Source organism: Burkholderia sp. 22313, assembly GCF_052045245.1.
In the GTDB taxonomy this organism is placed as follows: Bacteria; Pseudomonadota; Gammaproteobacteria; order Burkholderiales; family Burkholderiaceae; genus Burkholderia.
Map to the genome: position 1 here is coordinate 18,827 of NZ_JBQEON010000012.1, position 26,082 is coordinate 44,908.

At 66.6% G+C, this 26,082-nt stretch carries 25 protein-coding genes and 1 pseudogene; 9 read left to right on the plus strand and 17 right to left on the minus strand.

Going from position 1 to position 26,082, the window contains the following annotated elements; genetic code table 11:
• Window positions 1–51 precede the first annotated feature (51 nt).
• Window positions 52–498: a multidrug/biocide efflux PACE transporter gene (locus ACTJKF_RS12180; protein WP_440623789.1), complete on the plus strand. Its 447-nt coding sequence runs from the start codon at window positions 52–54 to the stop codon at window positions 496–498.
• 57 nt (window positions 499–555) lie between these two features.
• On the opposite strand, the gene ACTJKF_RS12185 is transcribed toward ACTJKF_RS12180, so the two are convergent.
• The 7 genes from ACTJKF_RS12185 to ACTJKF_RS12215 form a co-directional block, all read right to left on the minus strand.
• The gene (locus tag ACTJKF_RS12185; protein ID WP_440623790.1) at window positions 556–1,764 is read right to left on the minus strand and encodes a chromate transporter; all 1,209 of its coding nucleotides are present in this window, start codon (window positions 1,762–1,764) and stop codon (window positions 556–558) included.
• Window positions 1,765–1,966: 202 nt separating this feature from the next.
• Entirely contained in the window at window positions 1,967–4,306 is a 2,340-nt protein-coding gene (locus tag ACTJKF_RS12190; protein ID WP_440623791.1) for a bifunctional diguanylate cyclase/phosphodiesterase, read from the minus strand.
• A gap of 220 nt (window positions 4,307–4,526) precedes the next feature.
• Window positions 4,527–5,408, minus strand: a complete 882-nt coding sequence (locus ACTJKF_RS12195; protein WP_440623792.1) for a PhzF family phenazine biosynthesis protein — start codon at window positions 5,406–5,408, stop codon at window positions 4,527–4,529.
• A 7-nt stretch (window positions 5,409–5,415) separates the two neighbouring features.
• Window positions 5,416–5,874 carry a RidA family protein gene (locus ACTJKF_RS12200; RefSeq protein WP_006478174.1) on the minus strand — a complete coding sequence of 153 codons (459 nt, stop codon included), beginning with the start codon at window positions 5,872–5,874 and terminating at the stop codon, window positions 5,416–5,418.
• A gap of 42 nt (window positions 5,875–5,916) precedes the next feature.
• Window positions 5,917–7,098, minus strand: a complete 1,182-nt coding sequence (locus ACTJKF_RS12205) for a PLP-dependent aminotransferase family protein (protein ID WP_440623793.1) — start codon at window positions 7,096–7,098, stop codon at window positions 5,917–5,919.
• A 166-nt stretch (window positions 7,099–7,264) separates the two neighbouring features.
• On the minus strand, window positions 7,265–8,173 hold the full coding sequence (locus ACTJKF_RS12210) for a DMT family transporter (RefSeq protein ID WP_440623794.1): 909 nt from the start codon (window positions 8,171–8,173) through the stop codon (window positions 7,265–7,267).
• A 55-nt stretch (window positions 8,174–8,228) separates the two neighbouring features.
• Window positions 8,229–8,921, minus strand: coding sequence for a VOC family protein (locus ACTJKF_RS12215; RefSeq protein ID WP_440623795.1), 693 nt, complete (start codon window positions 8,919–8,921; stop codon window positions 8,229–8,231).
• Between the two features lie 238 nt (window positions 8,922–9,159).
• Here ACTJKF_RS12215 and ACTJKF_RS12220 point away from each other — a divergent pair, with 238 nt between their 5' ends.
• The 4 genes from ACTJKF_RS12220 to ACTJKF_RS12235 all read left to right on the plus strand — a co-directional run bounded on the left by ACTJKF_RS12220 (window position 9,160) and on the right by ACTJKF_RS12235 (window position 13,758).
• Window positions 9,160–10,620: a PLP-dependent aminotransferase family protein gene (locus tag ACTJKF_RS12220; protein WP_440623796.1), complete on the plus strand. Its 1,461-nt coding sequence runs from the start codon at window positions 9,160–9,162 to the stop codon at window positions 10,618–10,620.
• A 158-nt stretch (window positions 10,621–10,778) separates the two neighbouring features.
• The gene (htpG, locus tag ACTJKF_RS12225; RefSeq protein WP_440623797.1) at window positions 10,779–12,677 is read left to right on the plus strand and encodes a molecular chaperone HtpG; all 1,899 of its coding nucleotides are present in this window, start codon (window positions 10,779–10,781) and stop codon (window positions 12,675–12,677) included.
• An 8-nt stretch (window positions 12,678–12,685) separates the two neighbouring features.
• Window positions 12,686–13,282 (plus strand): chorismate--pyruvate lyase family protein, encoded by a 597-nt coding sequence (locus ACTJKF_RS12230; RefSeq protein ID WP_440623798.1) that lies wholly within the window; start codon window positions 12,686–12,688, stop codon window positions 13,280–13,282.
• Window positions 13,282–13,758: a DNA-deoxyinosine glycosylase gene (locus tag ACTJKF_RS12235; RefSeq protein ID WP_440623799.1), complete on the plus strand. Its 477-nt coding sequence runs from the start codon at window positions 13,282–13,284 to the stop codon at window positions 13,756–13,758. The genes ACTJKF_RS12230 and ACTJKF_RS12235 overlap by 1 nt, the downstream gene beginning before the upstream one ends.
• Window positions 13,759–13,815: 57 nt before the next feature.
• Here the strand turns inward: ACTJKF_RS12235 and ACTJKF_RS12240 are convergent, their stop codons facing one another.
• From ACTJKF_RS12240 to ACTJKF_RS12260, 5 genes and pseudogenes are all read right to left on the minus strand, one after another.
• A complete protein-coding gene (locus ACTJKF_RS12240; protein WP_440623800.1) occupies window positions 13,816–14,931 on the minus strand; it encodes a succinylglutamate desuccinylase/aspartoacylase family protein in 1,116 nt (371 codons plus the stop codon).
• A gap of 56 nt (window positions 14,932–14,987) precedes the next feature.
• On the minus strand, window positions 14,988–15,764 hold the full coding sequence (locus ACTJKF_RS12245) for an ABC transporter substrate-binding protein (protein ID WP_440623801.1): 777 nt from the start codon (window positions 15,762–15,764) through the stop codon (window positions 14,988–14,990).
• A gap of 341 nt (window positions 15,765–16,105) precedes the next feature.
• Window positions 16,106–16,429 (minus strand): helix-turn-helix domain-containing protein, encoded by a 324-nt coding sequence (locus ACTJKF_RS12250; RefSeq protein WP_440623802.1) that lies wholly within the window; start codon window positions 16,427–16,429, stop codon window positions 16,106–16,108.
• Window positions 16,426–16,712, minus strand: a pseudogene (locus ACTJKF_RS12255) (type II toxin-antitoxin system RelE/ParE family toxin). Before ACTJKF_RS12255 ends, ACTJKF_RS12250 begins: the two are co-directional and overlap by 4 nt.
• Before the next feature lie 242 nt (window positions 16,713–16,954).
• Window positions 16,955–17,209, minus strand: a complete 255-nt coding sequence (locus tag ACTJKF_RS12260) for a hypothetical protein (protein ID WP_440623803.1) — start codon at window positions 17,207–17,209, stop codon at window positions 16,955–16,957.
• A 140-nt stretch (window positions 17,210–17,349) separates the two neighbouring features.
• Here ACTJKF_RS12260 and ACTJKF_RS12265 point away from each other — a divergent pair, with 140 nt between their 5' ends.
• The 3 genes from ACTJKF_RS12265 (at window position 17,350) to mctP (ending at window position 20,255) form a co-directional block, all read left to right on the plus strand.
• Entirely contained in the window at window positions 17,350–18,267 is a 918-nt protein-coding gene (locus tag ACTJKF_RS12265) for a spermidine synthase (protein ID WP_440623804.1), read from the plus strand.
• 198 nt (window positions 18,268–18,465) lie between these two features.
• Window positions 18,466–18,708 carry a DUF3311 domain-containing protein gene (locus ACTJKF_RS12270; RefSeq protein WP_011657556.1) on the plus strand — a complete coding sequence of 81 codons (243 nt, stop codon included), beginning with the start codon at window positions 18,466–18,468 and terminating at the stop codon, window positions 18,706–18,708.
• Window positions 18,705–20,255 (plus strand): monocarboxylate uptake permease MctP, encoded by a 1,551-nt coding sequence (gene mctP / locus ACTJKF_RS12275; protein ID WP_440623805.1) that lies wholly within the window; start codon window positions 18,705–18,707, stop codon window positions 20,253–20,255. Before ACTJKF_RS12270 ends, mctP begins: the two co-directional genes overlap by 4 nt.
• 83 nt (window positions 20,256–20,338) lie before the next feature.
• Here the strand turns inward: mctP and ACTJKF_RS12280 are convergent, their stop codons facing one another.
• The 5 genes from ACTJKF_RS12280 to ACTJKF_RS12300 form a co-directional block, all read right to left on the minus strand.
• Window positions 20,339–20,794 carry a VOC family protein gene (locus tag ACTJKF_RS12280; protein ID WP_440623806.1) on the minus strand — a complete coding sequence of 152 codons (456 nt, stop codon included), beginning with the start codon at window positions 20,792–20,794 and terminating at the stop codon, window positions 20,339–20,341.
• Window positions 20,795–21,037: 243 nt separating this feature from the next.
• The gene (tal, locus tag ACTJKF_RS12285) at window positions 21,038–21,991 is read right to left on the minus strand and encodes a transaldolase (RefSeq protein WP_440623807.1); all 954 of its coding nucleotides are present in this window, start codon (window positions 21,989–21,991) and stop codon (window positions 21,038–21,040) included.
• 168 nt (window positions 21,992–22,159) lie between these two features.
• Window positions 22,160–23,371, minus strand: a complete 1,212-nt coding sequence (locus ACTJKF_RS12290; protein ID WP_440623808.1) for a benzoate/H(+) symporter BenE family transporter — start codon at window positions 23,369–23,371, stop codon at window positions 22,160–22,162.
• Window positions 23,372–23,430: 59 nt separating this feature from the next.
• Window positions 23,431–24,606, minus strand: coding sequence for a vWA domain-containing protein (locus tag ACTJKF_RS12295; protein WP_440623809.1), 1,176 nt, complete (start codon window positions 24,604–24,606; stop codon window positions 23,431–23,433).
• Window positions 24,607–24,627: 21 nt separating this feature from the next.
• Window positions 24,628–25,470, minus strand: a complete 843-nt coding sequence (locus ACTJKF_RS12300) for an AAA family ATPase (protein ID WP_440623810.1) — start codon at window positions 25,468–25,470, stop codon at window positions 24,628–24,630.
• A 245-nt stretch (window positions 25,471–25,715) separates the two neighbouring features.
• Here ACTJKF_RS12300 and ACTJKF_RS12305 point away from each other — a divergent pair, with 245 nt between their 5' ends.
• Complete coding sequence (locus tag ACTJKF_RS12305) at window positions 25,716–26,075, plus strand: c-type cytochrome (RefSeq protein WP_440623811.1); 360 nt, start codon at window positions 25,716–25,718, stop codon at window positions 26,073–26,075.
• Window positions 26,076–26,082: the final 7 nt, after the last annotated feature.

Below are 26,082 nucleotides of genomic sequence, written 5' to 3' on the forward strand. Positions count from 1 at the left end.
TTAACCGATCAAAATGGTCGACATGAGTGGGACAAACGCATCGGAGGAATCATGAAACAGACGAATAAAACGGTGACGGAACGTCTCGTTCACGCACTGACGTTCGAATTGGTGGCGATCGCGCTGTGTGCGCCGATCGGCGCGTGGCTGCTCGACATGCCGGTGTCGCACGTCGGCGTGCTGACGGTGATGGTGTCGCTGATCGCGATGGCCTGGAACATGACGTTCAACACGCTGTTCGACCGCTTCGAACGCCGTGCTGGCCTCACACGCACGCTCGGCATGCGGATCGCGCATGCGGTCGCGTTCGAGCTCGGCCTCGTCGCGATGGTGGTGCCGGTCGCCGCATGGTGGCTGAACGTGAGCCTCGTCGAGGCGCTGCTGCTCGACCTCGGCATCGTGCTGTTCTTCCTGCCTTACACGTTCTGTTTCAACCTCGCGTACGACGCGCTGCGGGCCCGCTGGGTCGCACGCCGCGTCGCGGTGCAGCCAGGCTGAGCGGTACGCGGCCGGCACGGTGGCAGTGGCGGCGAGGGCCGTGACCGAGGCCGGCCGTCAGTGCGCGACGGCCCACAGCCACACGCCGCACGCGATCGCGACCGCACCGTAGACGGCATACACGGGCACCTTGAAGCGCGCGAAGCACAGCGTCGCGAAGGCGCCCGTGAGCCAATAGACGGGATCGGCCGGCTCGCGGTGCAGGATCTTCACGACGGCGACGACGAGAAAGCCGGTCGTCGCCGCGCGCAGCAGGCGCATGCCGTGCTCGAAGCGCGAATGACGCTTGAGCCGGAACAAGTGGCTCTGGGCAAACACGACGAGACACCCCGACGGAATGAACAGCGCGGCGGTCGCGAGCAGCGCGCCGATCCAGCCGTCGGTCAGGTAGCCGAGAAACGGCACGACGTTCAGCAGCGGGCCGGGCGAGACCGGCGACAGCGCGAACGCGAGCGTGAAGTCGTGATCGGAGATGCCGGTGGCCGGCGACACGAACAGCGTCTTGAGCACGGGCAGCGCGGAGAAGCCGCCGCCGAACAGCGTCATGCCGGCGCCGGCGAGCCGTGGCCACAGCAGCGTCATCTGGTAGCTGCCGGGCAGCGGCAGCGCGAACAGCGCGACCAGGACGGCAAGCAGCACGAGCAGGTTGCGGTCGCGCCTCGACAGCCTGAAATCGACCGCGTCGTCTTGCGGCGGCCCGGTCAGCCAGCCCGCTGCAAACGCGGCGAAAAGAATCCCGACGAAAGCAGCCGGACTATGCGCGAAAGCAAGCAGAATCGTCGACAGCGCGGCGATCAGCCGTTCGAGCCGGGTGCGCGCGAGCGTGCGCAGCTGCTTGAGCCAGGTGACGCCGATCAGCGCCGCGAGCACCATGCCGAAGTGATTGATCAGCATCGGCGCGGCGAGCGAGCGCACGATCGGCGTGCGATAGAAGATCGCGAACAGCGTCATCAGCACGAAGAACGGCAGCACGCTCGCGATGCCGGCGATCCATGCGCCGGCGCGTCCGTGCAGCGTCTGGCCGACCTGCACCGCGACGTTGCAGCCGACGGGGCCGGGCACGAGCCACGCGAGCGCGACGAGATCGGCGAACGCGTGCGGTTCGATGCGCTGCAACCGGTCGACATAGTGGCGCTCGAGCTGCGCCATCATCGAGAGCCCGCCCCACGACACGGCCGATATGCCGGCCATGACCTTGAACAAGGCCCACAGGGAGGCCTGTGCCCGTTGGACACGTGCGGCTGCTTCGACTTCGACGGTTGTCATGTTTGGTGCTGTTGGCGCAGGGCCTGGTCTCGCATGTAGTGACGTGCCGCCGGCCCGCCGGCACGATGGCCCTCCCGATTGTCCGCCGCGCATCGTGACACTGCCATGCGCGAAAACGCTAGTTCATGAACGAGGCAACCGGATCGGAAGCCGAAATAATCGGTGGACTGCGCAACAGGAGGGTGTCGCGCGTGCGGGCGGCTCAGGCGCCCGTGCTGCCGGTCGCGCGGTGCGCGAGGAGGTTCGGCCGGCCGCCGCGCACGCCGAAGCGCGCGATCAGCGCGGGGATTGCGTCGGCCGGCACCGGGCGCGAGAACAGGAAGCCCTGCGCCTCGATCTCGCCGAGCGCGGACAACCACGTGATCTGCTCCTCGGTTTCGGTGCCTTCGACGACGACCGTCAAGCCAAGCGAGCGCGCGAGATGCACGATCGACGACACCATCACGCACACGCTGCGATCGTTCGGAATCGCCTGCACGAACGAGCGGTCGACTTTCAGCGTATCGACGGAGAAGCGGTGCAGGTACGAGAGCGACGAATAGCCGGTGCCGAAATCGTCGAGCGCGATGCGGATGCCGAGCTTCTTCAGCGCGACGATCTTCTCGGACACGAGCTCCGGATATTCCATCATCGCCGTTTCCGTGATCTCGATCTCGAGCCGGTTCGCGTCGATGCCGGTGTCCTGCAGCGCCTGCGAAATCGTCTCGATCAGGTCGCCGCGCCAGAACTGCACCGGCGAGATGTTGACGGCGAGCGTCAGCGTGTCGTGGCCGTCGTCGCGCCAGCGCGCGATCTGCTCGCACGCGGTGCGGATCACGAAGTCGCCGATCGGCACGATCAGGCCCGTCGATTCCGCGATCGAAATGAATTCGTTCGCGGAGATGATTCCGTGCTCGGGGTGGTCCCAGCGCGCGAGCGCCTCGAACCCGGTGATATAGCGGTGCGTGAGGTCGATCTTCGGCTGGTACGCGAGGAACAGCTGCCCTTCGGCGAGCGCGACGCGCAATTGCTGCTCCCAGCGCATCAGGTGGTCCGCGCGGTGCGACAGGTGCGGCGCGTAGAACTGATAGCAGTTCTTGCCGGCGTCCTTCGCGCTGTACATCGCGAGATCGGCCTTCTTCAGCAGGTCGATCTCGCTTTCGTTCGCGACGGTGTGCAGCGCGATGCCGATGCTTGCGTGCAGCACGAACGAGCTGCCGCGTACGTCGAACGGCTCGCCGAACATCCGGATGATCGCTTCCGCGAGCCGCACCGCGCGCCGCTCGACATCGTCGCCCTTCATCACGACCACGAACTCGTCGCCGCCGATCCGCGCGAGCGAGCCTTCGTCGCCGACGGCATCCGACAGGCGCGATGCGGTCATTTGCAGCACGATGTCGCCGGCGTTGTGGCCGAGCGTGTCGTTGACGGTCTTGAAGTTGTCGAGGTCGATGAACAGCAGGCCGAGCCGCGACAGGCTGGCCGGCATCGACACGTCGTTGCGCAGCCCGCGCAAGGTCGCGTAGCGGTTCGCGAGGCCGGTGAGCAGGTCGTACTCGGCAAGCTGGGTCATCTCGCGCTCGCGGCCGAGCAGCTTGCCGATCAGCCCCGTCGCGACGCCGAAGAACGCGAGCATCGCGAGCGTGATGAAGCTCGTCATCAGCAGGTAGACGTTGCGCGTGTGGTAGTAGTCCGCGAATTCCTCGGCCTGCGACAGCCCGACCATCACCGCGAGCGGGTAGCCGTCGAGGTGGCGGTACGACACGATGCGCGTCACGCCGTCGATCGGGTCGATGATCGTGCCCGTCACGCGCTCGGCGATCGGGTACACGCCCGAGGCGGAGAACGCGCCCGGCGCGTTGTTGACCGAGCCGGTGCGGCGTGCGAGCACGGCGCCGGTGTCCGACACGACGGAGATCACGCCTTCCTTGCCGATCGCCGCGTTGTTGTAGAAGTCGTTCGTGAAGTAGCTCGGGTCTTCCGACACCACGACGATGCCCGCGAAGCTGCCGTCCGGGTTGTTCAGGCGCCGCGTCATCTGCAGTGTCCAGTGGCTCGACACGCGGCCGAGCACGGGCTTGCTGATGTACAGGCGGTCGTCGTTGTGCGCGAGGTGGACCTTGAAGTGCTCGCGGTCGGACAGGTTGATCGGCTGAGGATGAAGTTCGGCCGTGTTCGCGAACAGGATGCCCTTCGCGTTGACGAGCGACACCTGGATCAGCGTGTCGCTCGGTACGACGCCTTTTTCGACCGCGCTCGCGAGATTGAAATGCGCCGGCGATTTCTCGAATTCGAACTTGACGAAGCGGGTGATCTGGTCGACCTGGTGGATCGCCTTGACCGTGTGCTGTTCGAGCGCGGACGACAGGATCCCCGCGGAGGCCGCCGCTTCCTTGTACGCGCTGTCCTTCTCGACCGACAGGCGCGCCACGATCACCGCCCACAGCAGCGCAAGCGCCAGCATTCCGAGCAGCGGGATCGCGAACAGCGCGCGCCGGCGCGACTTGCGCGGCGCGCGTAGCGGCCGGGTCGGCGGCGTGTGGTTTGACCGGGCGGAGCTCATCGAAGAAGGCGGCGTCCTGCGCGCGTGCGGCATTCCCTGTCGGGATGGCCGGCTATGGTTGGGGTCGCACCGGCGTCTGTTCGTTCGCGGGATGCGTAACCAAGGACAGACCCGCCGAAGCGACGGATTAGGCCCGATATTACTGGCTGGAACGTTTTTGCGATAGCCGGGGGAATCGTAGGGCGCCGGCCGGGCCGGCGCCATCGCACATGGCGAAACGTCAGGCGGGCGCCTGGAACGTGCCGTCCACGACCGTCACGACGTGGCCGCCGATCCAGATCGTGCCGTCGTCGTCGTAGCGGACGGTAATGCGGCCGTCGCGGCCGATCGCCGTGCCCTGGCGGGCGGTATAGGACGTGCCGGGGCGCTGCTGCTGGCGACTCAGCAGCCCGGCCAGCGCGGCGTTCGCGCTGCCGGTGACGGGATCCTCGCCGGTACCGAAACCGCCGCCCGTCATCAGGCAGCGGATTTCGAACGTCGCGGGGCCGCTGTCCGGGTGGGGCGCATACACGGCCAGGCCGTCCGTGCCGTAGCGGTGGGTGAGGGCCTCGAGCGCGGCCGGATCGGGCGCGAGGCCGATGCAGGCCTCGGCCGACGTGAGCCGCACGACGAGCCACGGCGCACCGTTATCGACCGCGTACGGTTCGGCGTCCGGATCGATCGCGTCGCTGCGCAAGGCGGCCGCCAGCGCCGGGTAGTCCGAACGGTCGAGCGGCGTGAACCGGGCCGGCGGCGCGGCAAAGGCCCAGCCATCGGCCTGTTCGCGCAGTTCGACCCGTCCGACCCCGCATTGCTGGACCAGCCGGCCCGGCGTGCGCGGCCGCGCGCCGCTTTCGAGGAACGCGTGCGCGGTGCCGAGCGTCGGGTGGCCGGCGAACGGCAGCTCGCCGCACGTCGTGAAGATCCGGACGCGGTAGTCGGCCTCCGGATCCGTCGGCGTGCAGACGAACGTCGTCTCCGACAGGTTCGTCCAGCGGGCGATCGCCTGCATGTCGTCGTCGCTGAGCGAATCGGCGTCGAACACCACGGCAAGCGCATTGCCCTTGAACGGCACCGACGTGAAAACGTCGACCTGCTTGAAGCGGACGCGGTGGCCGGTCATCGTGCCGTTACGCGACTTCGGCGATCAGTTCGATCTCGACGCACGCGCCGAGCGGAATCTGCGCGACGCCGAATGCCGAACGCGCGTGCTTGCCCGCGTCGCCGAACACTTCCGCGATCAGTTCCGACGCACCGTTCGTGACGACGTGCTGTTCGGTGAAGTCGAGCGTTGAGTTGACGAGGCTCATCAGCTTCACGATGCGCGTGACCTTGTTCAGGTCGCCGGTGTGCGCGTGCAGCGTCGCGAGCAGGTCGATCGCGATCGAGCGTGCGGCGGCCTTGCCGTCTTCCGTCTGCAGATCCGCGCCGAGCTTGCCGGCCCAGACCTTGCCGTCCTTCTTCGCGATGTGGCCCGACAGGTAGACCGTGTTGCCGCTTTGCGCGCTCATCACGTAGGCCGCAGCCGGTGCGCCGGCGGTCGGGAGCTCGATGCCGAGCGACTTCAGTTTGTCGTAGACGTTAGCCATGTGTTCGATTCCTCGTAGAGAGTCGTGACAGGAAAAAGGGGCTCAGAGACGCTCGCGCAGCAGCTTGCCGAGCCGCGCGACGCCTTCCTCGATCTTTTCGGGCGGCACCGTCACGAACGACAGGCGCAGCGTGTTCTGCTGCGCGTTCTCCGCGAAGAACGGCGCGCCCGGCACGAAGGCGACGTGGTTGTCGACCGCCGCGGCGAGCAGCTTCATGCTGTCGATCTGCGGGGGCAGGTCCACCCAGATGAACATCCCGCCTTCCGGGCGGTTCCACGTGACGCCTTCCGGCATGTGGCGCGCGAGCGACGCGAGCATCGCTTCGCACTGTGCGCCGTACAGCTGGCGGATCGTCGGGATGTGTTCGTCGAGGAAGCCGTCCTTGATCACTTCGTGCGCGATGCGCTGCGTGAGCGTCGGCGTGTGCAGGTCGGTGGCCTGCTTGGCCTGCACCAGCTTGAAGTGGAGTTCCTCGGGGGCAATGATGTAGCCGATCCGCAGGCCCGGCGCGAGCACCTTCGAGAACGTGCCGAGGTGGACGACGTGATCCGGCGCCATCGACAGCATGGTCGGCAGCGGCTCGCCCTGGTAGTTCAGCGCGCCGTACGGATCGTCTTCCAGCACCGGGAACGGGCTCGTCTGCGCGAACGCGGCGAGCGCGCGGCGGCGCTCGACGGGCAGGCGGCGGCCGGTCGGGTTCTGGAAGTTCGGCTGCGCGTACAGCAGGCGCGCGCCTTGCGTGAGTTCGGGCGTGAGGCCTGCGGGCAGCAGGCCCTGCTCGTCCGTCGGCACCTGGACGTAGCGCGGCTCGTACAGCGAGAACGACTGCAGCGCGCCGAGGTAGGTCGGCGTTTCGACGAGGATCGGGCTGTCCGGATCGATCAGCGCCTTGCCGAGCAGATCGAGCGCCTGCTGCGAGCCGGTCGTGATCAGCACCTGCGACACGCGCACGCTGTAGCGCTCGGCGATCCATTCGCGCAGCGGCAGGTAGCCTTCGGTCGCGCTGTACTGGAGGGCGGCGGCGGGCGAATCGCGCAGCACGCGGTCGGCCGCGGCGCGCATGCGTTCGGCCGGGAACGTCGCGGGAGCGGGCAGGCCGCCGGCGAACGAGATGACCTCGGGGCGTTCCGTGACCTTCAGGATCTCGCGGATCGCAGAGCTCGTCAGCTTGCGGGCGCGTTCGGAAAGCTGCCAGTGCGGCGGATGCAGGTCGCTCGGATTCATAGTCTCCTCGTTCGGATATCGTGGTCAGTCAAGAAAGGTCGATCAGGCCGATTGCGTCGACGCAGCCGGGTGGGCATGCGGGAGCGCGAGCGGGCCGTCACGGCCGGATGGGCACGGCCAGTCAGGCAAAACCGTTCAGGCAAAACAAACATTATGGCGCACCTGATCAACCGGCGCGAGCGGGACGCGGGGCCGTGGCCACCGCCGAGCGCCGGCCGAGCATCACGGTCGCGATGACGGCGGCGGCGAACAGCCACGTCGACGGCGTGACCGTTTCGCCGAACAGCAGCGCGGAAAAGGCGATCGTGAAGAAGATCTGCAGCAATTGCACCTGGCCGACGCGCGCGATGCCGCCCATCGCGAGCCCCGCATACCACGCGAAAAAGCCGATGAATTGCGAAAAGAGGGTCACGTAGCCGAACGCGAGCCACGTGCGCAGCGCGAGCGGGGCCGGATGCGCGAGGTGCTGCGTCCACGCGAGCCAGCCGACCGGCAGCACGAGGAACGGCGCGGACACGACGAGCGCCCAGCAGATCACCTGCCAGCCGCCGATCTGGCGCGCGAGGCGCGCACCTTCCGCATAGCCGAGCGCGCCGATGCCGACCGCGACGAGCATCAGCGCGTCGCCGGCCTGCACGGTGCCGCCGCCGTCGCGCAGCGCGAACGCGATCACCAGCGCGCTGCCGGCCAGCGCGCTGACCCAGAACGCCTTCGACGGCCGCTCGTGCGACAGCCACGCCGCGTACAGCGCGACGAACAGCGGCTGCAAGCCGTTGACGACCGCGCCGTGCGATGCCGGCACCGTCTTCATCGCCCACGCGGAGAACACCGGATACGCGATGATCACGCCGGCCGACACGACCGCGAGGCTTTTCAGTTGCGCGCGGCTCGGCAGCCGTTCGCGGCGCCACCACAGCAGCAGGCCGGCCGGCACCGACGCGGCGAGCGCACGGCCGAGCCCGTTGAGCAGCGGATTGAGTTCGGAGACGACGATACGCGTCATCGGCAGCGTCAGGCTGAAGATCATCACGCCGATGAGGCCGAGCAGCATGCCCCGGGTTTCGCGCGAATTCATTGACTGGGTGTCTCCGTAGTGCGGGGTTCGTGTAGGGGAAGCGGCGGCAGGGCGGTCAGCGCAGCGTGCGCGCGCCTTGCGGCGTGTCGAACTCGGCGACGAGGGCCGGCGGGCCGTCGCCGGTTTCGAGATCGAGCAGATGGCCGGCGCCGAGCCAGTCGAGCTGCTCGCGGATCGTGTCCGCACGCGGGTGGACCCCCTTGAGCGCCGTCAGCGCGACGCCGTCGTGCGGCAGCGATTCGGCCGGATGGCGCGGGCTGTCCCACTGGATCAGCGACGGCAGGAGGCCGTCGCCGGCACCTTGCCACGCGGGGAACGCACCGTCGTCGGGCACCGTCAGGCCCCAGCTCAGGTCGCCGCGGCGCATCGCGACGACCGGCGCGATGCGCGCCGGGTACTGGCCTTGCCACAGCGCCAGCTGGCGCGGACGATCGACGCGCGCGACCCAGTGCGCGAGGAACGGGCCCTGCGCGAGCCGCGCGTGCATCGCCGGATCGTCGAGGCCGAACAGCCGCGCGCGCGGCGGCGTGGCGTCGTCGCCGGTGCCGGGCGCGTCGGGATCGATCGCGATGACTTCGAGGTACAGCCCGCCCCATGCGCCGAACAGCGCGTTATGGGTGCGCATCAGCGGATGGCGGCCGCCGCCGGCCGGTTCGATGCCGAGCGCGTCGGCGACATGACGCACGCCGGCGTCGAGCGTGCGGGCTGCGATCACGAGATGGTCGAGGGTCAGGGAGCGGGCTGGCATGAACGTCGGGCGGAAAGCGAAAGTGTCATGGTGGGCGGGCGAGGCGTCGGACGGTTGCGCGGCCGGCCGGTGGCTGGGCCGCGCACGCAGGCCGTACCGGGCCGCGGCGCGTGCGGCAGGGCGGAGCGGCGGCCGCGCGATCGCCATTCCGGTCAACTGTAATCGTCGGCACCGGCACAGTAACGGTACAATCGGCGCGATAGCTTTCGGTACAGTTGGAGCCCCGCCGATGTCCACCATGTCCACCGTCCCTCTCGCCCAGATTCCCGTGCCGCACGACACGGCCACGCTCACGCTCGTCGATCAGCTCGTCCAGTGGGCGCGGCGCCGGATCGACGAGCGCGTGTTCCGGCCCGGCATGCGGATGCCGTCGATCCGCAAGCTCGCGCTCGACAAGAGCGTGTCGCGCTTCACCGTCGTCGAGGCGTACGAGCGGCTCGTCGCGCAGGGTTATCTCGATTCGCGGCGCGGCTCCGGTTTCTACGTGCGCGAGCGCACGGCCGTCGGTCCGCAGCCGATCGACAACGTGACGCGCGTGGCCGAGGCCGCGCCGGTGCACAACACGATCGACGTCGTCTGGCTGCTGCGCAACATGCTGCACACCGCCAGCCCGGAAAAGGGGCCGGGTCTCGGCTACCTGCCGGGCCGCTGGCTCGACGGCGAGCTGATCACCGGCTCGCTGCGCGCGCTCGGCCGCCAGTCCGGCGCGCAGATGCTCGGCTTCGGCACGCCGCAGGGTTTTCTGCCGCTGCGCCAGCAGTTGCAGACGCGGCTCGCGGAAGTCGAGATCGGCGCGAAGCCCGAGCAGCTCGTGATGGTGTCGGGCATCACGCAGGCGATCGACCTGATCTCGCGGATCTACGTGAAGCCCGGCGACGCGGTGATCGTCGGCGATCCCGCGTGGTTCCAGATGTTCGGCCGCTTCGCGTCGCAGGGCGCGCAGCTGGTCGGCATGCCTTATACGCCCGACGGTCCCGATCTCGATGCGCTGGAAACGCTCGTGCAGATGTGGCGGCCGAAGATGCTCGTGATCAATTCGGTGCTGCAGAACCCGACCGGCACGTCGCTGTCGGCCGCACAGGCGTTCCGGATCCTGAAGCTCGCGGAGGCATACGACTTCCTCGTGGTCGAGGACGACGTGTACGGCGACCTGTGCCCCCCGAGCTATCCGGCCACGCGGCTCGCGAGCCTCGACCAGTTGAAGCGCGTGATCTACCTCGGCAGCTATTCGAAGACGCTCGCGGCGAACCTGCGGGTCGGCTATGTCGCCTGCGCGCCGGAGATCGCGAAGGCGATCACCGACCAGAAGATGCTGGTCGGGATGACGACGCCGGAGCTCAACGAGCGCGTGCTGTACAAGATCCTGACCGAAGGGCATTACCGGCGCCACGTCGAGCGGCTGCGCGCGCGGCTCGACGGCGTGCGCGACAAGACCGCGCGGATGCTCGAGCGCACCGGGCTGCGGCTCTTCACGATGCCGGCGGCCGGGATGTTCCTGTGGGCCGACACGGGCGTCGATTCCGACGCGCTCGCGGCCGCCGCGCACGAGGAAGGGTTCCTGCTCACGCCGGGCAGCCTGTTCTCGCCGCAGCAGTCGTCGTCGACGTGGACGCGCTTCAACGTCGCGAACTGCGGCGATCCGGCGCTGCCGGGTTTTCTCGCGCGCTATATCGAGTCGGCGGCACGACGGGCGTCGTGACGGCACGGGCGGCGCCGTCCCTTGAAATCCGCTCGCCCGTCCCCAGATACCCGCGCAAACCGCTTGCGCCAGGCGGTCGTCCTTGACAGGCCCGCCGGCCTCGCGCGCCGGGCGCCTGCGCCACACCATTCAAGTTCAAGTAAGAGGAAACAGCATCCATGGCACATGAAACGATGAGCTTTCAGGCAGAGGTCAAGCAACTCCTCCATCTGATGATTCATTCGCTCTACAGCAACAAGGAAATCTTCCTGCGCGAACTGGTGTCGAACGCGTCCGACGCGGCCGACAAGCTGCGTTTCGAAGGGCTCGCAAACAACGCGCTGTACGAGAGCGATCCGAACCTGCGCATCCGCATCGGCTTCGACAAGGCCGCCCGCACGATCACGATCGACGACAACGGCATCGGCATGAGCCGCGACGAAGCGATCGCGAACCTCGGCACGATCGCGCGTTCGGGCACCAAGGAATTCTTCACGAAGCTGTCCGGCGACCAGCAGAAGGATGCGGCGCTGATCGGCCAGTTCGGCGTCGGCTTCTACTCGGGCTTCATCGTCGCGAACAAGATCACGGTCGAGACGCGCCGCGCGGGCCTGCCGGCGAACGAAGCCGTGCGCTGGGAAAGCGCGGGCGAGGGCGACTTCACGATCGACGCGATCGAGCGCGCGCAGCGCGGCACGACGATCACGCTGCACCTGCGCGAAGGCGAGGACGAACTGCTGTCGTCGCACCGCCTGAAGTCGATCATCCAGAAGTATTCCGATCACATCGCGCTGCCGATCCTGATGCAGAAGGAAGAGTGGGATCAGGAAAAGGGCGAGATGGTCCTGAAGGACGAGGACGAGACCGTCAACCAGGCGAGCGCGCTGTGGACGCGCTCGAAGAACGACGTCACCGACGAGCAGTACACGCAGTTCTACCAGCACATCGCGCACGATCACCAGGATCCGCTCACGTGGACCCACAACCGCGTCGAAGGCCGCAGCGAATACACGCAGCTGCTGTTCGTGCCGGCGCACGCGCCGTTCGACATGTGGAACCGCGACTATCGCGGCGGCCTGAAGCTGTACGTGAAGCGCGTGTTCATCATGGACGACGCCGAGCAACTGCTGCCGCAATACCTGCGCTTCGTGAAGGGCGTCGTCGATTCGGCGGACCTGCCGCTGAACGTGTCGCGTGAAATCCTGCAGGAAAGCCGCGACGTGAAGGCGATCCGCGAAGGCGTGACGAAGCGCGCGCTGTCGATGCTCGAGGAACTCGCGAATGCGGAAGAGGATGCCGGCAAGGAGAAGTACCGGACGTTCTGGAGCGCGTTCGGCCAGGTGCTGAAGGAAGGCCTCGGCGAGGATCACGCGAACCGCGAGCGCATCGCGAAGCTGCTGCGCTTCGCATCGACGCACGGCGACACCGATGCGCAGGACGTGTCGCTCGCCGACTACGTGTCGCGCATGAAGCCCGAGCAGAGCAAGATCTACTACGTGACCGCCGATACGTGGCAGGCCGCGAAGAACAGTCCGCATCTGGAAGTGTTCCGCAAGAAGGGCGTCGAGGTACTGCTGCTGACCGATCGCGTCGACGAATGGATGCTGTCGTTCCTGCATGAATTCGACGGCAAGCCGCTCGCGAGCGTGGCCCGCGGCGATCTCGACCTCGGCGAGCTGAACGACGAGGAAAAGAAGGCGCAGGAGCAGGCGGGCGAGGCGATCAAGCCGGTCGTCGAGAAGATGAAGGAGGCGCTCGGCGACAAGGTGAAGGAAGTGCGCGTCACGTTCCGCCTGACCGATTCGCCGTCGTGCCTCGTCGCGGACGACAACGACATGAGCGGCTACCTGCAGCGGATGCTGAAGGCGGCCGGACAGAACGCGCCGGCGATGCAGCCGATTCTCGAGATCAACCCGGAGCACGCGCTCGTGAAGCAGCTGAACGCCGAGAGCGCCAACTTCGGCGACTGGTGCCATCTGCTGTTCGACCAGGCATTGCTGGCCGAAGGCGGGATGCTCGACGATCCGGCGAGCTTCGTGAAGCGGACCAACGCGCTGCTGCTGTCGCGCACCGCGTGAACACGCGAATGCGATTCGACGGCGCACAGCTGGGCTGGCGCGACACGCCCCGGCCCGGCTGCTCGCTCGACGAGCGCGACTGGCTGACGCGCGGCGGGTCGCTGACCGCGCATCTCGCGCGGCTCGGCCGCGTGAACGTGCGCGTGACGCGCGAGGCCGTCGACCGTGCGTGGTTCGACGAGCCGGACGCGCTCGACAGCGCGCCGCGCGCGCCGATGTGGGTGCGCGAGGTGATCCTGTCGGTCGACGGCACGCCGTACGTCGCCGCCCACAGCATCGCGCCGCTCGCGGCCAGCAAGGGTGTCTGGCAGGCGATGCGGCGATTGCGCACGCGACCGCTCGCGGAGCTGCTGTACAGCGATCCGCAGGTCGAGCGCTCGGCCCTCGTCAGCCGGCGCGTGATCGCCGGTCATCCGTTGTATGCGCTCGCGAGCCATGCGTTGCAGGGTGCGCGTGCGCCGCATGCGTTCGCCGCGCGGCGCTCGGTGTTCCAGCGGCACGGCAAGCCGTTGATGGTCACCGAATGCATGCTGCCCGCGCTGTGGCGTCATCTCGATGCGCACGGCGACGGGCCGCGTTCCGCCGGGCCGCGCGGAGCCGTGTGATGCTGCAAGGTTTTCCGCCGGTCGTCGGGCCGACCACGCACACGATGATCCTGGGGAGCTTTCCCGGCGAGGCGTCGCTCGACGCCGCGCAGTATTACGCGCACCCGCGCAATCAGTTCTGGCGGCTGTTGGAGGCGGTGCTCGGCGAGCCGGGGCTGCACGCGCTTGCGTATGACGCGCGGCTCGAACGCGTGTTGAAGCACGGCATCGGCATCTGGGATGTGCTCGATGCATGCCATCGGCAAGGGAGTCTCGATTCCGCGATCCGGGATGCGAAGCCCAACGACTTTGCGTCGTTGCGCGAGCATGCGCCGTTGCTGAAGCGCGTGTGTTTCAACGGGAAAACGGCAGGGCGGTTTGCCGACGTGATCGGGCAGGCCGGGTACGACACGCTCGTGCTGCCTTCGTCGAGCCCGGCGAATGCGATGCTGTCGTTCGAACAGAAGCTGTCGCGCTGGCGGGACATTCTTTCCTGACGACATCCGGACGCAGGCCGGTCCTTGCCGGTGCGCCGGGCCCGCCGCGCGAGCGGCTCAGTTCGGCAGCAGCGAGCCGCTCCGAATCGGCTCGGCTCCCGCGACACACGCGATCTCCAGCCCCGCGGTGGCGAAGCGCGTGCGTTGCCGCGCATACAGCACGCCGGCGACGGCGTTCGTGATCGTGACGACGCGACCGGTCAGCGGGTCGACGATGTCGGCGATCGCCTCGCCGGGATCGACCCAGACACCGAGCGGCGCGCGGAACACGAGCACGCCGGAAATCGGTGCCACGAGCGGTTCGCTGCCGGAGAAAGGCGTGGCCGCGAATGCGAGTTCCGGCAACGGCGCGGGCGTGCCGTCGATGACGCCGCGCAACGTCAGGTATTCGACGATTGCGTTCGCGTCATGTTCGGCGAACGCGTAGCTCACGTCCGCCTGGCCGCGCAGCTCGATCGTCACCGAGATCGAGCCATGCGGAATCGGATAGCGTTCGCCATAACGGGCGCGCAGCTCGGACCAGCTGAAGCTGTGAATCTCGTCGAACGGATTGCCGATCGAATTGAGCGCGAGCAGCGACGTCTTCGCGTCGAGATAGCGCGCGAGCGGCTCGACGTCGGGCCACGTGTCGGGATTCGTGAACAGATGCATCGCCGCTTCGAAGTCGCAGTGCAGGTCGAGCACGACGTCGGCGTCATAGGACAGGCGCTGCAGCGCGAGGCGCTGCGATTCGAGCTCGGTGGTCGGCGTTTGCTCGTCGAGCGCCTCGCGCATGGCGGTGCGCACGGCGAGCAGGTTCCGTTGCGCGTCGCCGGTCAGGTGAGACTCGATGCGCGGGATCACGAGCTCGGCCAGGTGATGGAAGTTGCGATTGAAGTTCGCCGCGGTGCCGCTTTCGAAGCGGCCAACCATGTGGCCGAGCACCCGCTGGTTGAGGCCGATCGGATTGGGGACCGGCACGATGACGATTTCGCCGCGCAGCCTGCCCGCCGTCTCGAGGGCGTCGAGGCGTTTGCGCAGTTCCCATGCGACCAGCATGCCCGGCAGCTCGTCGGCATGCAGCGACGACTGGATGTAGATCTTCTGTCCGCCGGTCGGACCGTAATGGAAGCTCGTCAGTTGCCGCCCGGTGCCGAGCGACGGGGAAATCAACGGATGGGTTCGTGTTTGCATGATGGTGTGAATGTGCGACGCCATACGGGCGCGGGAGCATCCCGCGCCATTGCCTGTCAGCTGCCGTACACGTCGAAGCTGAAGTACTTGGCTTCGATCTTCTTGTACGTGCCGTCCTTGATCATGTCGGCCATGGCCTTGTCGATCTTCGCCTTCAGGTCGGTGTCTTCCTTGCGCAGGCCGATGGCGGCGCCATTGCCGAGCGCGCCCTTCGGATCGCTCAGGTCGCCGGGCGTGAACGCGAAACCTGCGCCGCGCGCGGTCTTCAGGAAGCCCATGTCGGCCTGCACCGCGTCCTGCAACGCCGCATCGAGACGGCCCGAGATCAGATCCGCATACACCTGGTCCTGATCCTGGTACGGCACGACCTGCACGCCCAGCGGCGCCCAGTTCGCCTTCGCGTACGCTTCCTGGATCGTCCCCTGCTCGACGCCGATCGTCTTGCCCTTCAGCGATTCCGGTGTCGGTTTCAGATTCGCGCCCTTTTTCGCGACGAGACGCGTCGGCGTGTGGAACAGCTTCGTCGAAAACGCGATCTGCGCTTCACGCTGCGGCGTCATCGACATCGACGACAGCACGCCGTCGAACTTGCGTGCCTTCAGCGCCGGGATCATGCCGTCGAACGCGCTCTCGACCCACACGCACTTCGCGTTCAGACGCTTGCAGATCTCGTTGCCCAGATCGATGTCGAATCCGACCAGCTTGCCGTCCGTGCTCTTCGATTCAAACGGGGCATAACTCGCATCGACGCCGAACCGGACGGTGGACCACTCTTTGGCGGAGGCGGAGGTTGCGATCGCCAGGATCGCGATGCACAGGGCGAGCTTCTTCATCGATTTGAATCTCCAATGGGATCGTCGGCGCACCCTTGTAGGGCGCAGCACATTCAACCGGACTATTTCATCAGCCTAGTTGTATATACAAGATAACGAATTGGAGATAGCGGCAGAAGTAGGGTTTTCGCTGACGGCACACGAAGCACCTTCAGAATCGACGGGGCTTGCGCGGAAAATGAAATCTGACGGGGTATCGAAGCGAGCGTTGGAGGCAATGAATGTATAGACAACTTGATCGCGATGGCGAAGGCTCGACGATCGGCGACGCCGCAGTGGCCTGCTCCGTTTCCGTCGTGGGGGGACAATCCGATGGGGCGGCCATCGGCAGTACGCCGCCGTCAGGCGGCGAATACGACTTCGATGTGCCCTTCGACTTCCGAATGACGGTCGGGCCCGACGACGATCCGCACGTCGCGTCCGAGCTTCGCCAGACATTCGAGCATCTTCGTTTCGCTCACGCCGCGAAACTGCCCGCGCAGCATGTTCGACAGCTTCGGCTGCGTCATGCCGAGCAATCCGGCCGCATGCTGCTGCGTCCATTTGCGCGCCTTGATGATCTCCGCGATCTTGGCGGCGAGCTGGGCCTTCACGCGCATTTCGTCGGCATCGCGCATGCCCAGATCAGCGTAGACGTTCCCGCTGCCCTGTTCGATTTCGATCATCGGCTTTCTCCTTTTGCGTGTGCCTCGGCTGCTTTCAGGCGTTCGCGGACCAGGTCGCTGCACGGCTTCGGTGTCGCGATGCCGCTCGACGATTTCTTCTGGAAACAGTGCACACGTACACGCTGTTCCCGAGCTTCACCGTGTAGACCGCGCGGTACGTGCCGTTGTCTTCCGATTCCACGATCTCGAGCACGCCGGCCGATCCGAATCCCTTCAAGGGCTTGCGTCCCGTCTGCGCCAGATACAGCGCATAGCCGAATGTGTCCTGCACGGCTTCGGGCATGGCTATCAGGTCCTTGCGCGCCGAGCCGGGCCAGTACAGCGGTTTGATAGACGGATCCCGCGTGTGATCTGCCGGCCCGCGGCCGTTCCTTCACATCTTTGCGTCGCATGGAGACTGGGGACAATTCAGCCGTTCGATAGAGCATCGTCGCTGCGTATCGATGACGATGGGATGACGAAGGGGATGGGGTGTGCCTTACTGACGAACCGCTACCGCATGGTTGAGCGCATCGCGCGTGACGCTCAATGGTCCTTGCCCCATCGCCACGCGGGCTTCTCGCCCTTGAGCCAGCAAACGGCAGTCAGCAGCGCGACCAGCACCACGATGCAAGCACCGTACGCAAACGGGGATCGATGCGGCGGCACCAGCCACGCGCTCGCGACGGTGCCGATCGCGAACAGCAGCAGCACGACCCAGCCCTGCCACGCGACCGGCAACCCCCATCCCCAGCCGTAGCGCTTGGCCGGAAACCAGATTTTCCTGTCGTTCGAGATCATGTGTCCTCCATCGATCGCTGAATGCAGCGTAGTACCAACCGGATGCGAAGTCATGCATTGAGGGGCACGCCGCACGGCCGCCACCTCCACCAATGCTATCCTCTCGTCCGCTCATCCGGCATCACCCAGCGAGATTCAACATGACCCGACTGATCAAGCGCGCGTCCGCCGAGGCGCGCGCGTTCAAGCAACGCAAACCGTCCGCCTACAACGGCTCCGAAAAGCTCCAGCCGCCGCGCGTGAAACGCCGCCCGGAGATCGACGAACATGACGACGTGCCCGTCCTCGACGCGCCGCGCAAGCCGCGCTTCGCGCCCGTCACGTTCTCGGAAGAGCGCGGCGTGCGTTTCCTGCACTTCGGTACCGAATGGGTGCAGGGCGCGATGCGGATCTCCAAGCCGCTCGCCATCGAACTCGAATACGCGCAGCAGATGATGGCATGGCTGCTGTTCCTCGAAACGCCCGAGCGGATTGTCCAGCTCGGGCTCGGCACCGGCGCGCTGACCAAGTTCTCGCACCGCTTCCTGCCGCACGCGAAGGTCGAGGCCGTCGAACTGAACCCGGCCGTGATCGTCGCGGCGCGCACGATGTTCTCGCTGCCGCCCGATGACGAACGCCTCGTCGTGCACGAAGCCGACGCGTGGGACTTCGTCAACGATCCGGCCAACCGCGGCACGACGGGTGCGCTCCAGATCGACCTGTACGACGCGACCGCGCGCGGCCCGGTGCTCGACAGCGTCGCGTTCTACCGCGCGGTGCGCGGCTGCCTCGCCGACGCGGGCATCGCGACGATCAACCTGTTCGGCGACCATCCGAGTTTCGTGCGCAACATGAAGCACCTGAACGCGGCGTTCGATCATCGCGTGATCGCGCTGCCGGAAGTGCACGACGGCAACCGGATCGCGATCGCATTCTCGGGCCCCGCGCTCGACGTGTCGTTCGCACAGCTGGAAACCCGCGCGAAGCTGATCGAGGACACGCTGAAGCTGCCCGCGCGCAAATGGGTGAAAGCTTTGAAAGAAACGACGGGCGCGCGCGACGCGTCGTTCGCGATCTGACGCTCATGCACCGGCCGCATGCCGGTGCATGAGCGCGAGTAGGGGCGGATCACCTCGGGTTCGCCCCCGCTTGACCGCGCGCTCGCGGCTCCTATACTGGCGCGAAGCCAGGGGAGCCGCAGCTTACCCGTTTTGCCGCTCCTCTCGCTGCCGTACCCGCTCAACAAGATCGATAACCGGGAAAGATGAGGAGACGTCATGGCTCACGATGCCGACGCCAATCGGGCCGCCAAGCGCTGGCTCTGGCTGCTGGTGCTGCCGCTGATCGCGATGGTCTGGGTGCCGTCGTATAGCAAGATCGAACCGCAATGGTTCGGCTTTCCGTTTTTCTACTGGTACCAGCTGCTGTGGGTGTTCATTAGCGCGGTGATCACCGCGTTCGTCTATTTCAAGACCAAGAACGCGTGGAAGGCGAGCGGCCCGCAGGGAGGTGCGCGATGAATCTCGGCGCTACCTTCGTCTTCGTACTGCTATTCATCGGCGTCACGGTCATCGGCTTCCTGGCCGCGAACTGGCGGCGCGGCGATCTCGCGCACCTCGACGAATGGGGTCTCGGCGGCCGCCGCTTCGGCACGATCGTCACGTGGTTCCTGCTCGGCGGCGACCTTTACACAGCCTACACGTTCGTCGCGGTGCCCGCGCTCGTGTTCGGTGCCGGCGCGATGGGCTTCTTCGCGTTGCCGTACACGATCCTGATCTACCCGTTCGCGTTCGTCGTGTTCCCGAAGCTGTGGAGCATCGCGAAGCGCCACGGCTACGTGACAGCCGCCGACTTCGTGAACGCACGCTATGGCAGCCGGATGCTCGCGCTGGCGATCGCGGTGACGGGCATCCTCGCGACGATGCCGTACATCGCGCTGCAGCTCGTCGGCATCGAAGTCGTGATCGGCGCGCTCGGCTTCGACACGACCGGCTTCATCGGCGACCTGCCGCTCATCATCGCGTTCGCGATCCTGGCCGCGTACACGTACACGTCGGGGCTGCGCGCGCCCGCGATGATCGCGATCGTGAAGGACATCCTGATCTACATCACGATCGCCGCGGCGGTCATCGTGATTCCCGCGAAGCTCGGCGGCTTCGGGCACATCTTCGCGGCGGTGCCGCCGGCGAAGCTGCTGCTGAAGGCGCCTGACGCGATGAGCCTGAACGGCTACAGCGCGTACGCGACGCTCGCGATCGGTTCCGCGCTCGCGCTGTTCCTGTATCCGCACTCGGTCACGGCGATCCTGTCGTCGGCGTCGGGCAACTCGATCCGCCGCAACATGGCGATGCTGCCCGCGTACTCGTTCGTGCTCGGCCTGCTCGCGCTGCTCGGCTACATGGCGCTCGCGTCGGGCGTGAAGGACATGCCGCAGTACGCGCCGTACTTCAAGGCGTTTGGCCCGAACTTCGCGGTGCCCGCGCTGTTCCTCGAGTATTTCCCGTCGTGGTTCGTCGGCGTCGCGTTCGCGGCGATCGGCATCGGCGCGCTGGTGCCGGCGGCGATCATGTCGATCGCGGCCGCGAACCTGTACACGCGCAACATCCATCGCGAGTTCGTGAACCGCAACATGTCGCACGACCAGGAGACGCACGTCGCGAAGCTGGTGTCGCTGATCGTGAAGGTGGGGGCGGTCGCGTTCATCCTCGGGTTGCCGCTGACCTACGCGATCCAGTTGCAGCTGCTCGGCGGGATCTGGATCATCCAGACGCTGCCGGCGATCGTGCTCGGCCTGTACACGCGCGTGCTCGACCATCGCGGCCTGCTGGCCGGCTGGGCGGCAGGCATCGTGTGCGGCACGTGGATGGCGGTCTCGCTGAAGCTGGCCAGTTCGATCTTCACGATCCACCTGTTCGGTCTCGCGATCCCCGGCTACGCAGCCGTGTGGTCGCTGATCGTGAACCTGGTGGTGTCGGTGGTGGTGAGCGTGCTGGTGCGCGTGATGGGCATCGCGCATGCGGAGGACCGCACGCGGCCGGAGGATTATCTCGACGTCGTCGAGAGCTGATTCGGGTAGCGCGGCCGCGAGCCGCGCATCGTGCCGCAAGTACGGCGCCCGCCACTGCGAAGTGGTGGGCGTTTTTGCTGGCGTCAGCCTTGTGCGCGTTTCGAGAGATCCTCGCGCTGCGACAGATCCTCGACGTTGACCATCCAGTGCACGCCGAAGCGATCCTTCGCCATCCCGAAGCCGAGCGCCCAGAACGTCTTGCCGAACGGCATCGTCACTTCGCCGCCGTCGGCGAGCGCATTGAACAGCTTCTGGCCTTCCTCGACGGTCGCCGGGTTCAGCGACAGCGAGTAGCCGGCGTGCACGCCGCCGCCCGGCTGGCTGCAGTCGCCGTCCGAGCACATGATCATCGAGTCGCCGATCGTGAAGCTCGCGTGCATCACCTTGTCGGCCATCTCCGGCGACATCGGGTAATCCGGATTCGGCGGCGCATCCTTGAAGTGCATCTTGAACATCGTCTTCGCGCCGAGCGCCTTTTCGTAGAACTGCAGGGCTTCGTCGGCACGACCGTAGAACGTCAGATACGGTTGGACTTGCATCGTTGTCTCCTGTTGACCGGGGCGGGGTGTCGGTGCCGGCCCGGGTACGACCAAGATTGACCGGGAAGAGCACGCCAGGACGCGGCCGACGTACTCGTGACGTGGATTGTAGTGCGCGCCTGACGATGGAGTGAAAAATAAAAACGGCCGCGAACACGACGTTCGCGGCCGTTCATCGCACGGGCTGACGGCTGCTGTCAGGCTTGCTGACAGTTCAGCTGACAGCGCTCACCCATGCGCAATTCAACGTAGTGCGTCGATCAGCTTCTCGAGCTTTACCGCATCGGCGGCGAACACGCGGATGCCTTCGGAAAGTTTTTCCGTGGCCATCGCTTCGTCGTTCAGCTGGAAGCGGAACGATGCCTCGTCGATCGCGACGCGCTCGGCGGGCTTGTCGTGCAGCGCATCCGGCGACAGCTTGCGCGCCACCGTGTCGTTGCTGTCCTGCAGCTTCTGCAGCAGGTCGGGGCTGATCGTCAGCAGGTCGCAGCCCGCGAGCTCGGTGATCTGGCTCGTCGTGCGGAAGCTCGCGCCCATCACTTCGGTGTTGTAGCCGAACGTCTTGTAGTACGTGTAGATGCGGCGCACCGACTGCACGCCTGGATCGTTCACGCCGCCGTTCTTCGCTTCATCCCAGTCCGCGCCGGCCTGCTTCTTGTACCAGTCGTAGATGCGGCCGACGAACGGCGAGATCAGTTGCGCGCCGGCTTCCGCGCACGCGGCGGCCTGCACGAGCGAGAAAAGCAGGGTCATGTTGCACTTGATCCCTTCCTTCTGCAGTACTTCGGCCGCGCGGATGCCTTCCCACGTCGACGCGAGCTTGATGAGGATGCGCTCGCGGCCGATGCCGGCGGCTTCGTACAGCTTGATCAGTTCGCGACCCTTGTCGATCGAGCGCTGCGTGTCGAACGACAGGCGCGCGTCGACCTCGGTCGACACGCGGCCCGGGATCAGCTTCAGGATCTCGGTGCCGAATGCGATCAGCAGGCGGTCGATGATGAAATCGGTGTTTTCGTTGCGATGATCGCGGACGGTTTTCTCGAGGATCGGCTTGTACGCGTCCTTCTGGACGGCCTTCAGGATCAGCGACGGGTTCGTGGTCGCGTCCTGCGGCTTGTATTGCGCAAGCTGCTGGAAATCGCCCGTGTCGGCGACGACGGTCGTGTATTGCTTCAGCTGGTCGAGTGCGGTAGTCATGGCGATTCGGGAGGAGGGCGCGGGGCGCCGGGGTTCTCACGGGCCGCGCGAGCGCGGCAGCGAAGCGAGGCGGCGCCGGGCGCCGCCTCCGATCCACCATTTTAGGCCCGATTCGCCTTGCGCACGTTTTGGCGTGCCGTTGGCAGTGCGGACGCCTGCCGCATTGCGCTACGCGGGGCGCCGCGCGTTCAGGATCACCTGCGTGACGATCCCCGCGACGAGCCCCCAGAACGCCGAGCCGATCGACAGCAGCGTGAGGCCCGATGCAGTGACCATGAACGTGACGAGCGCTGCTTCACGCTGCTTGACGTCCTGCATCGCGTTCGCGAGCCCGCTCATGATCGAGCCGAACAGCGCGAGTGCGGCGACCGACACGACGAGCGCCTTCGGCAGCGCCGCGAACAACGCGGCGATCGTCGCGCCGAAGATCCCGGCGATCAGGTAGAACGTGCCGCACCACACGGCGGCCGTGTAGCGCTTCGCGTGATCCTCGTGCGCTTCGGGGCCCGTGCAGATCGCCGCGGTGATCGCCGCGAGGTTCACGCCGTGCGAGCCGAACGGCGCGAGCAGCAGCGATGCGAGGCCGGTGGTCGCGATCAGCGGCGATGACGGTGTCCGATAGCCGTCCGCGCGCAGCACCGCGATGCCCGGCACGTTCTGCGACGCCATCGCGACGACGAACAGCGGAATGCCGATGCTGACGATCGATGCGATCGAGAACGCGGGCATCGTGAACACGGGGTGCGCGAGCGCGATGTGGAAGCGGCTGAAGTCGAGCAGGCCGAGGCCGCCCGCCACCGCCGTGCCGACGATCAGCGTCGTGACGATCGCGTAGCGCGGCGCGAGCCGCTTGACGATCAGGTACGTGAAGAACATCGCGAGCACGAGGGCCGTCTGGAACTGCGCGGCGCGGAAGATCTCGATGCCGATCTCGAACAGGATGCCCGCGAGCAACGCGGCCGCGATGCCGGCCGGAATGCGCTTCATCAGCGTGTCGAACAGTCCGCTCACGCCGACCGCCGTCAGCAGCAGCGCGCACATGACGAACGCGCCGATCGCCTCGGGATACGGCACGCCGGGCAGCGATGCGATCAGCAGCGCGGCGCCGGGCGTCGACCAGGCGACCACGACGGGCGCGCGAAAGCGCAGCGACAGGCCGATCGTCGTCAGCGCCATGCCGATCGACAGCGCCCAGATCCACGACGAGATCTGCGCGTCGGTCAGGTGGGCGGCGCGGCCGGCCTGGAACATCAGCACGAGCGAGCTCGTGTAGCCCGTCATCATCGCGACGAAGCCGGCGACGAGCGCGGAGACGGACGTATCGGCGAAAAAGCGGCGGCCGCCGGCGCGGCCGGCGCTCGCGGTGGGCGAAGGGTTCATGCTATCTCCGGGGGGAGGCCGCTCGGACGCGGCCTTCGTGTCTGCAGGGTGGGGGTTCGTTACTTGCTGAGTGCGCGCATCGCGGTTTCGAGACCCGCGAGCGTCAGCGGATACATGCGCTGGCCCAGCACGTCGCGAATGATCGCGATCGATTGCCGATATTCCCATAGCCGTTCGGGCTCCGGGTTCAGCCATGCATGATGGGGGAACTGGTCGGCGAGGCGGCGCAGCCACACGGCGCCGGCTTCCGGGTTGTTGTATTCGACCGAGCCGCCGGGCTGCAGCACCTCGTACGGGCTCATCGTCGCGTCGCCGACGAAGATTAGCTTGTAGTCGGGCGTGAACTTGTGCAGCACGTCCCACGTCGCGGTGCGCTCGGCGTGACGGCGGCGGTTGTGCTTCCACAGGTGGTCGTACACGCAGTTGTGGAAGTAGTAGAACTCCAGATGCTTGAACTCGGCCTTCGCGGCGGAGAACAGCTCCTCGGTGCGCTTGATGTGGTCGTCCATCGAGCCGCCGACGTCGAGCAGCATCAGCACCTTCACGTTGTTGTGGCGCTCGGGCACCATCCGCAGGTCGAGCCAGCCGGCGTTCGCGGCCGTGCTGCGGATCGTGCCGGGCAGGTCGAGCTCCTCGGCCGCGCCTTCGCGTGCGAAGCGGCGCAGGCGCCGCAACGCGACCTTGATGTTGCGCGTGCCGATCTCGACCGAATCGTCGTAGTCGCGGTAGGCGCGTGCCTCCCACACCTTGACCGCGGTGCGGTTGCCGTTCGACGGGCCGCCGATGCGCATGCCTTCGGGGTTGTAGCCGCCATGCCCGAACGGCGACGTGCCGCCGGTGCCGATCCACTTGTTGCCGCCTTCGTGGCGTTCCTTCTGCTCGTCGAGCAGTTCCTTCAGGCGCGCCATCAGCTTGTCGAGCCCGCCCATCGCGTCGATCTGCGCCTTTTCCTCCGGCGACAGCTCGCGTTCGAGGCGCTTCTCGAGCCAGTCGAGCGGAATGTCGAACGCTTCGGTCGGCAGCGCGGACACGCCGTGGAAATACGCGCCGAACGCCTGGTCGAACTTGTCGAAGTACTGCTCGTCCTTGACGAGCGTCATCCGCGCGAGGAAGTAGAACGCGTCGATCGACGGCGAGATCAGCCCGGCCTTCAGCGATTCGAGCAGCGTCAGGTATTCCTTCACCGAGACGGGCAGCTTGGCTGCGCGCAGCGCGTAGAAGAAATTGAGCAGCATGACCGGGCCTTCGCGGATGGGTTACCGGTTGTGCCGGTTCATGTAGACGAGCCGTTCGAGCAGGCTCAGATCCTGCTCGTTCTTCAGCAGCGCGCCCGCGAGCGGCGGCACGATCTGCTTCGCGTCGGCGCCGCGCAGCGCGTCGGCCGGGATGTTCTCGGCGAGCAGCAGCTTCAGCCAGTCGAGCAGCTCGGATGTCGACGGCTTCTTCTTCAGCCCCGACACGCTGCGCAGCTCGAAGAAACTCTGCAGCGCCGCGTGCAGCAGCTCCTCGCGGATGTTCGGGAAGTGGACCGCGACGATCTGCTGCATCGTCGACGCGTCGGGAAACTGGATGTAGTGGAAGAAACAGCGGCGCAGGAACGCGTCGGGCAGTTCCTTCTCGTTGTTCGACGTGATGATCACGAGCGGGCGATGCTTCGCGCGAATGGTCTCGCGCGTCTCGTACACGTGGAATTCCATCCGGTCGAGCTCGCGCAGCAGGTCGTTCGGGAATTCGATGTCGGCCTTGTCGATCTCGTCGATCAGCAGCACGCTCGGGTGCTCGGCGTCGAACGCCTGCCAGAGCACCCCCTTCACGATGTAGTTCGCGATGTCCTTCACGCGCGCGTCGCCGAGCTGCGAGTCGCGCAGCCGCGAGACCGCGTCATATTCGTACAGGCCCTGCTGCGCCTTCGTCGTCGACTTGATGTGCCACTGCAGCAGCGGCATGTCGAGCGCGGCCGCGACTTCCTCGGCGAGCATGGTCTTGCCGGTGCCGGGCTCGCCCTTGATCAGCAGCGGGCGTTGCAGCGTCAGCGCGGCGTTGACCGCGAGCTTCAGGTCGTCGGTGGCGACGTAGTGCGAGGATCCTTCGAAACGCATGGCGGCGCTCTTCTTAATCGCAAAAAAACCCAGTATAAGTCAGAAGGGCTGTCCGGTTGGGCCGCGCCCGCGTATCGTTGCGGGGCTGCGGCGGGGGTGGACCGGGGCGCCATATGGACGCGTTCCCCACCGACGCGGTACAATCTGGCCGTTTTTTTTGGCCTGCGTGGCGATCCGATCAGCAACACGGCGCGGGCCGTTGCCGCTTCGGCGCCAGTTTCCCCTCAAGCTAGGTTACAAGAGCTATGAACAAATTCGTCGGCAAACACGTCGTTGTCGCAGCGCTCGTGGCGCTCGCGGGCAGCGCGCAGGCGGCCGGTGTGGTCGGCAACCCGAAGGACGGGGCAGGCAAGGCCGCCATGTGCATCGGTTGCCACGGCATCCAGGATTACCGCGCGGCCTACCCGGAGGTCTACCGGGTGCCCGTCATCGGCGGCCAGAACCAGCAATACCTCGAGAACGCGCTGAAGGCCTACCGCAAGAAGGACCGTCACTTCCCGTCGATGAACGCAATCGCCGGTTCGCTGACGGACCAGGACATCGCGGATCTGGCGGCCTACTACGCCGCCCAGAAGGCCGACTCGAAGGACAATCCCTACAAGTAAAGCGCGC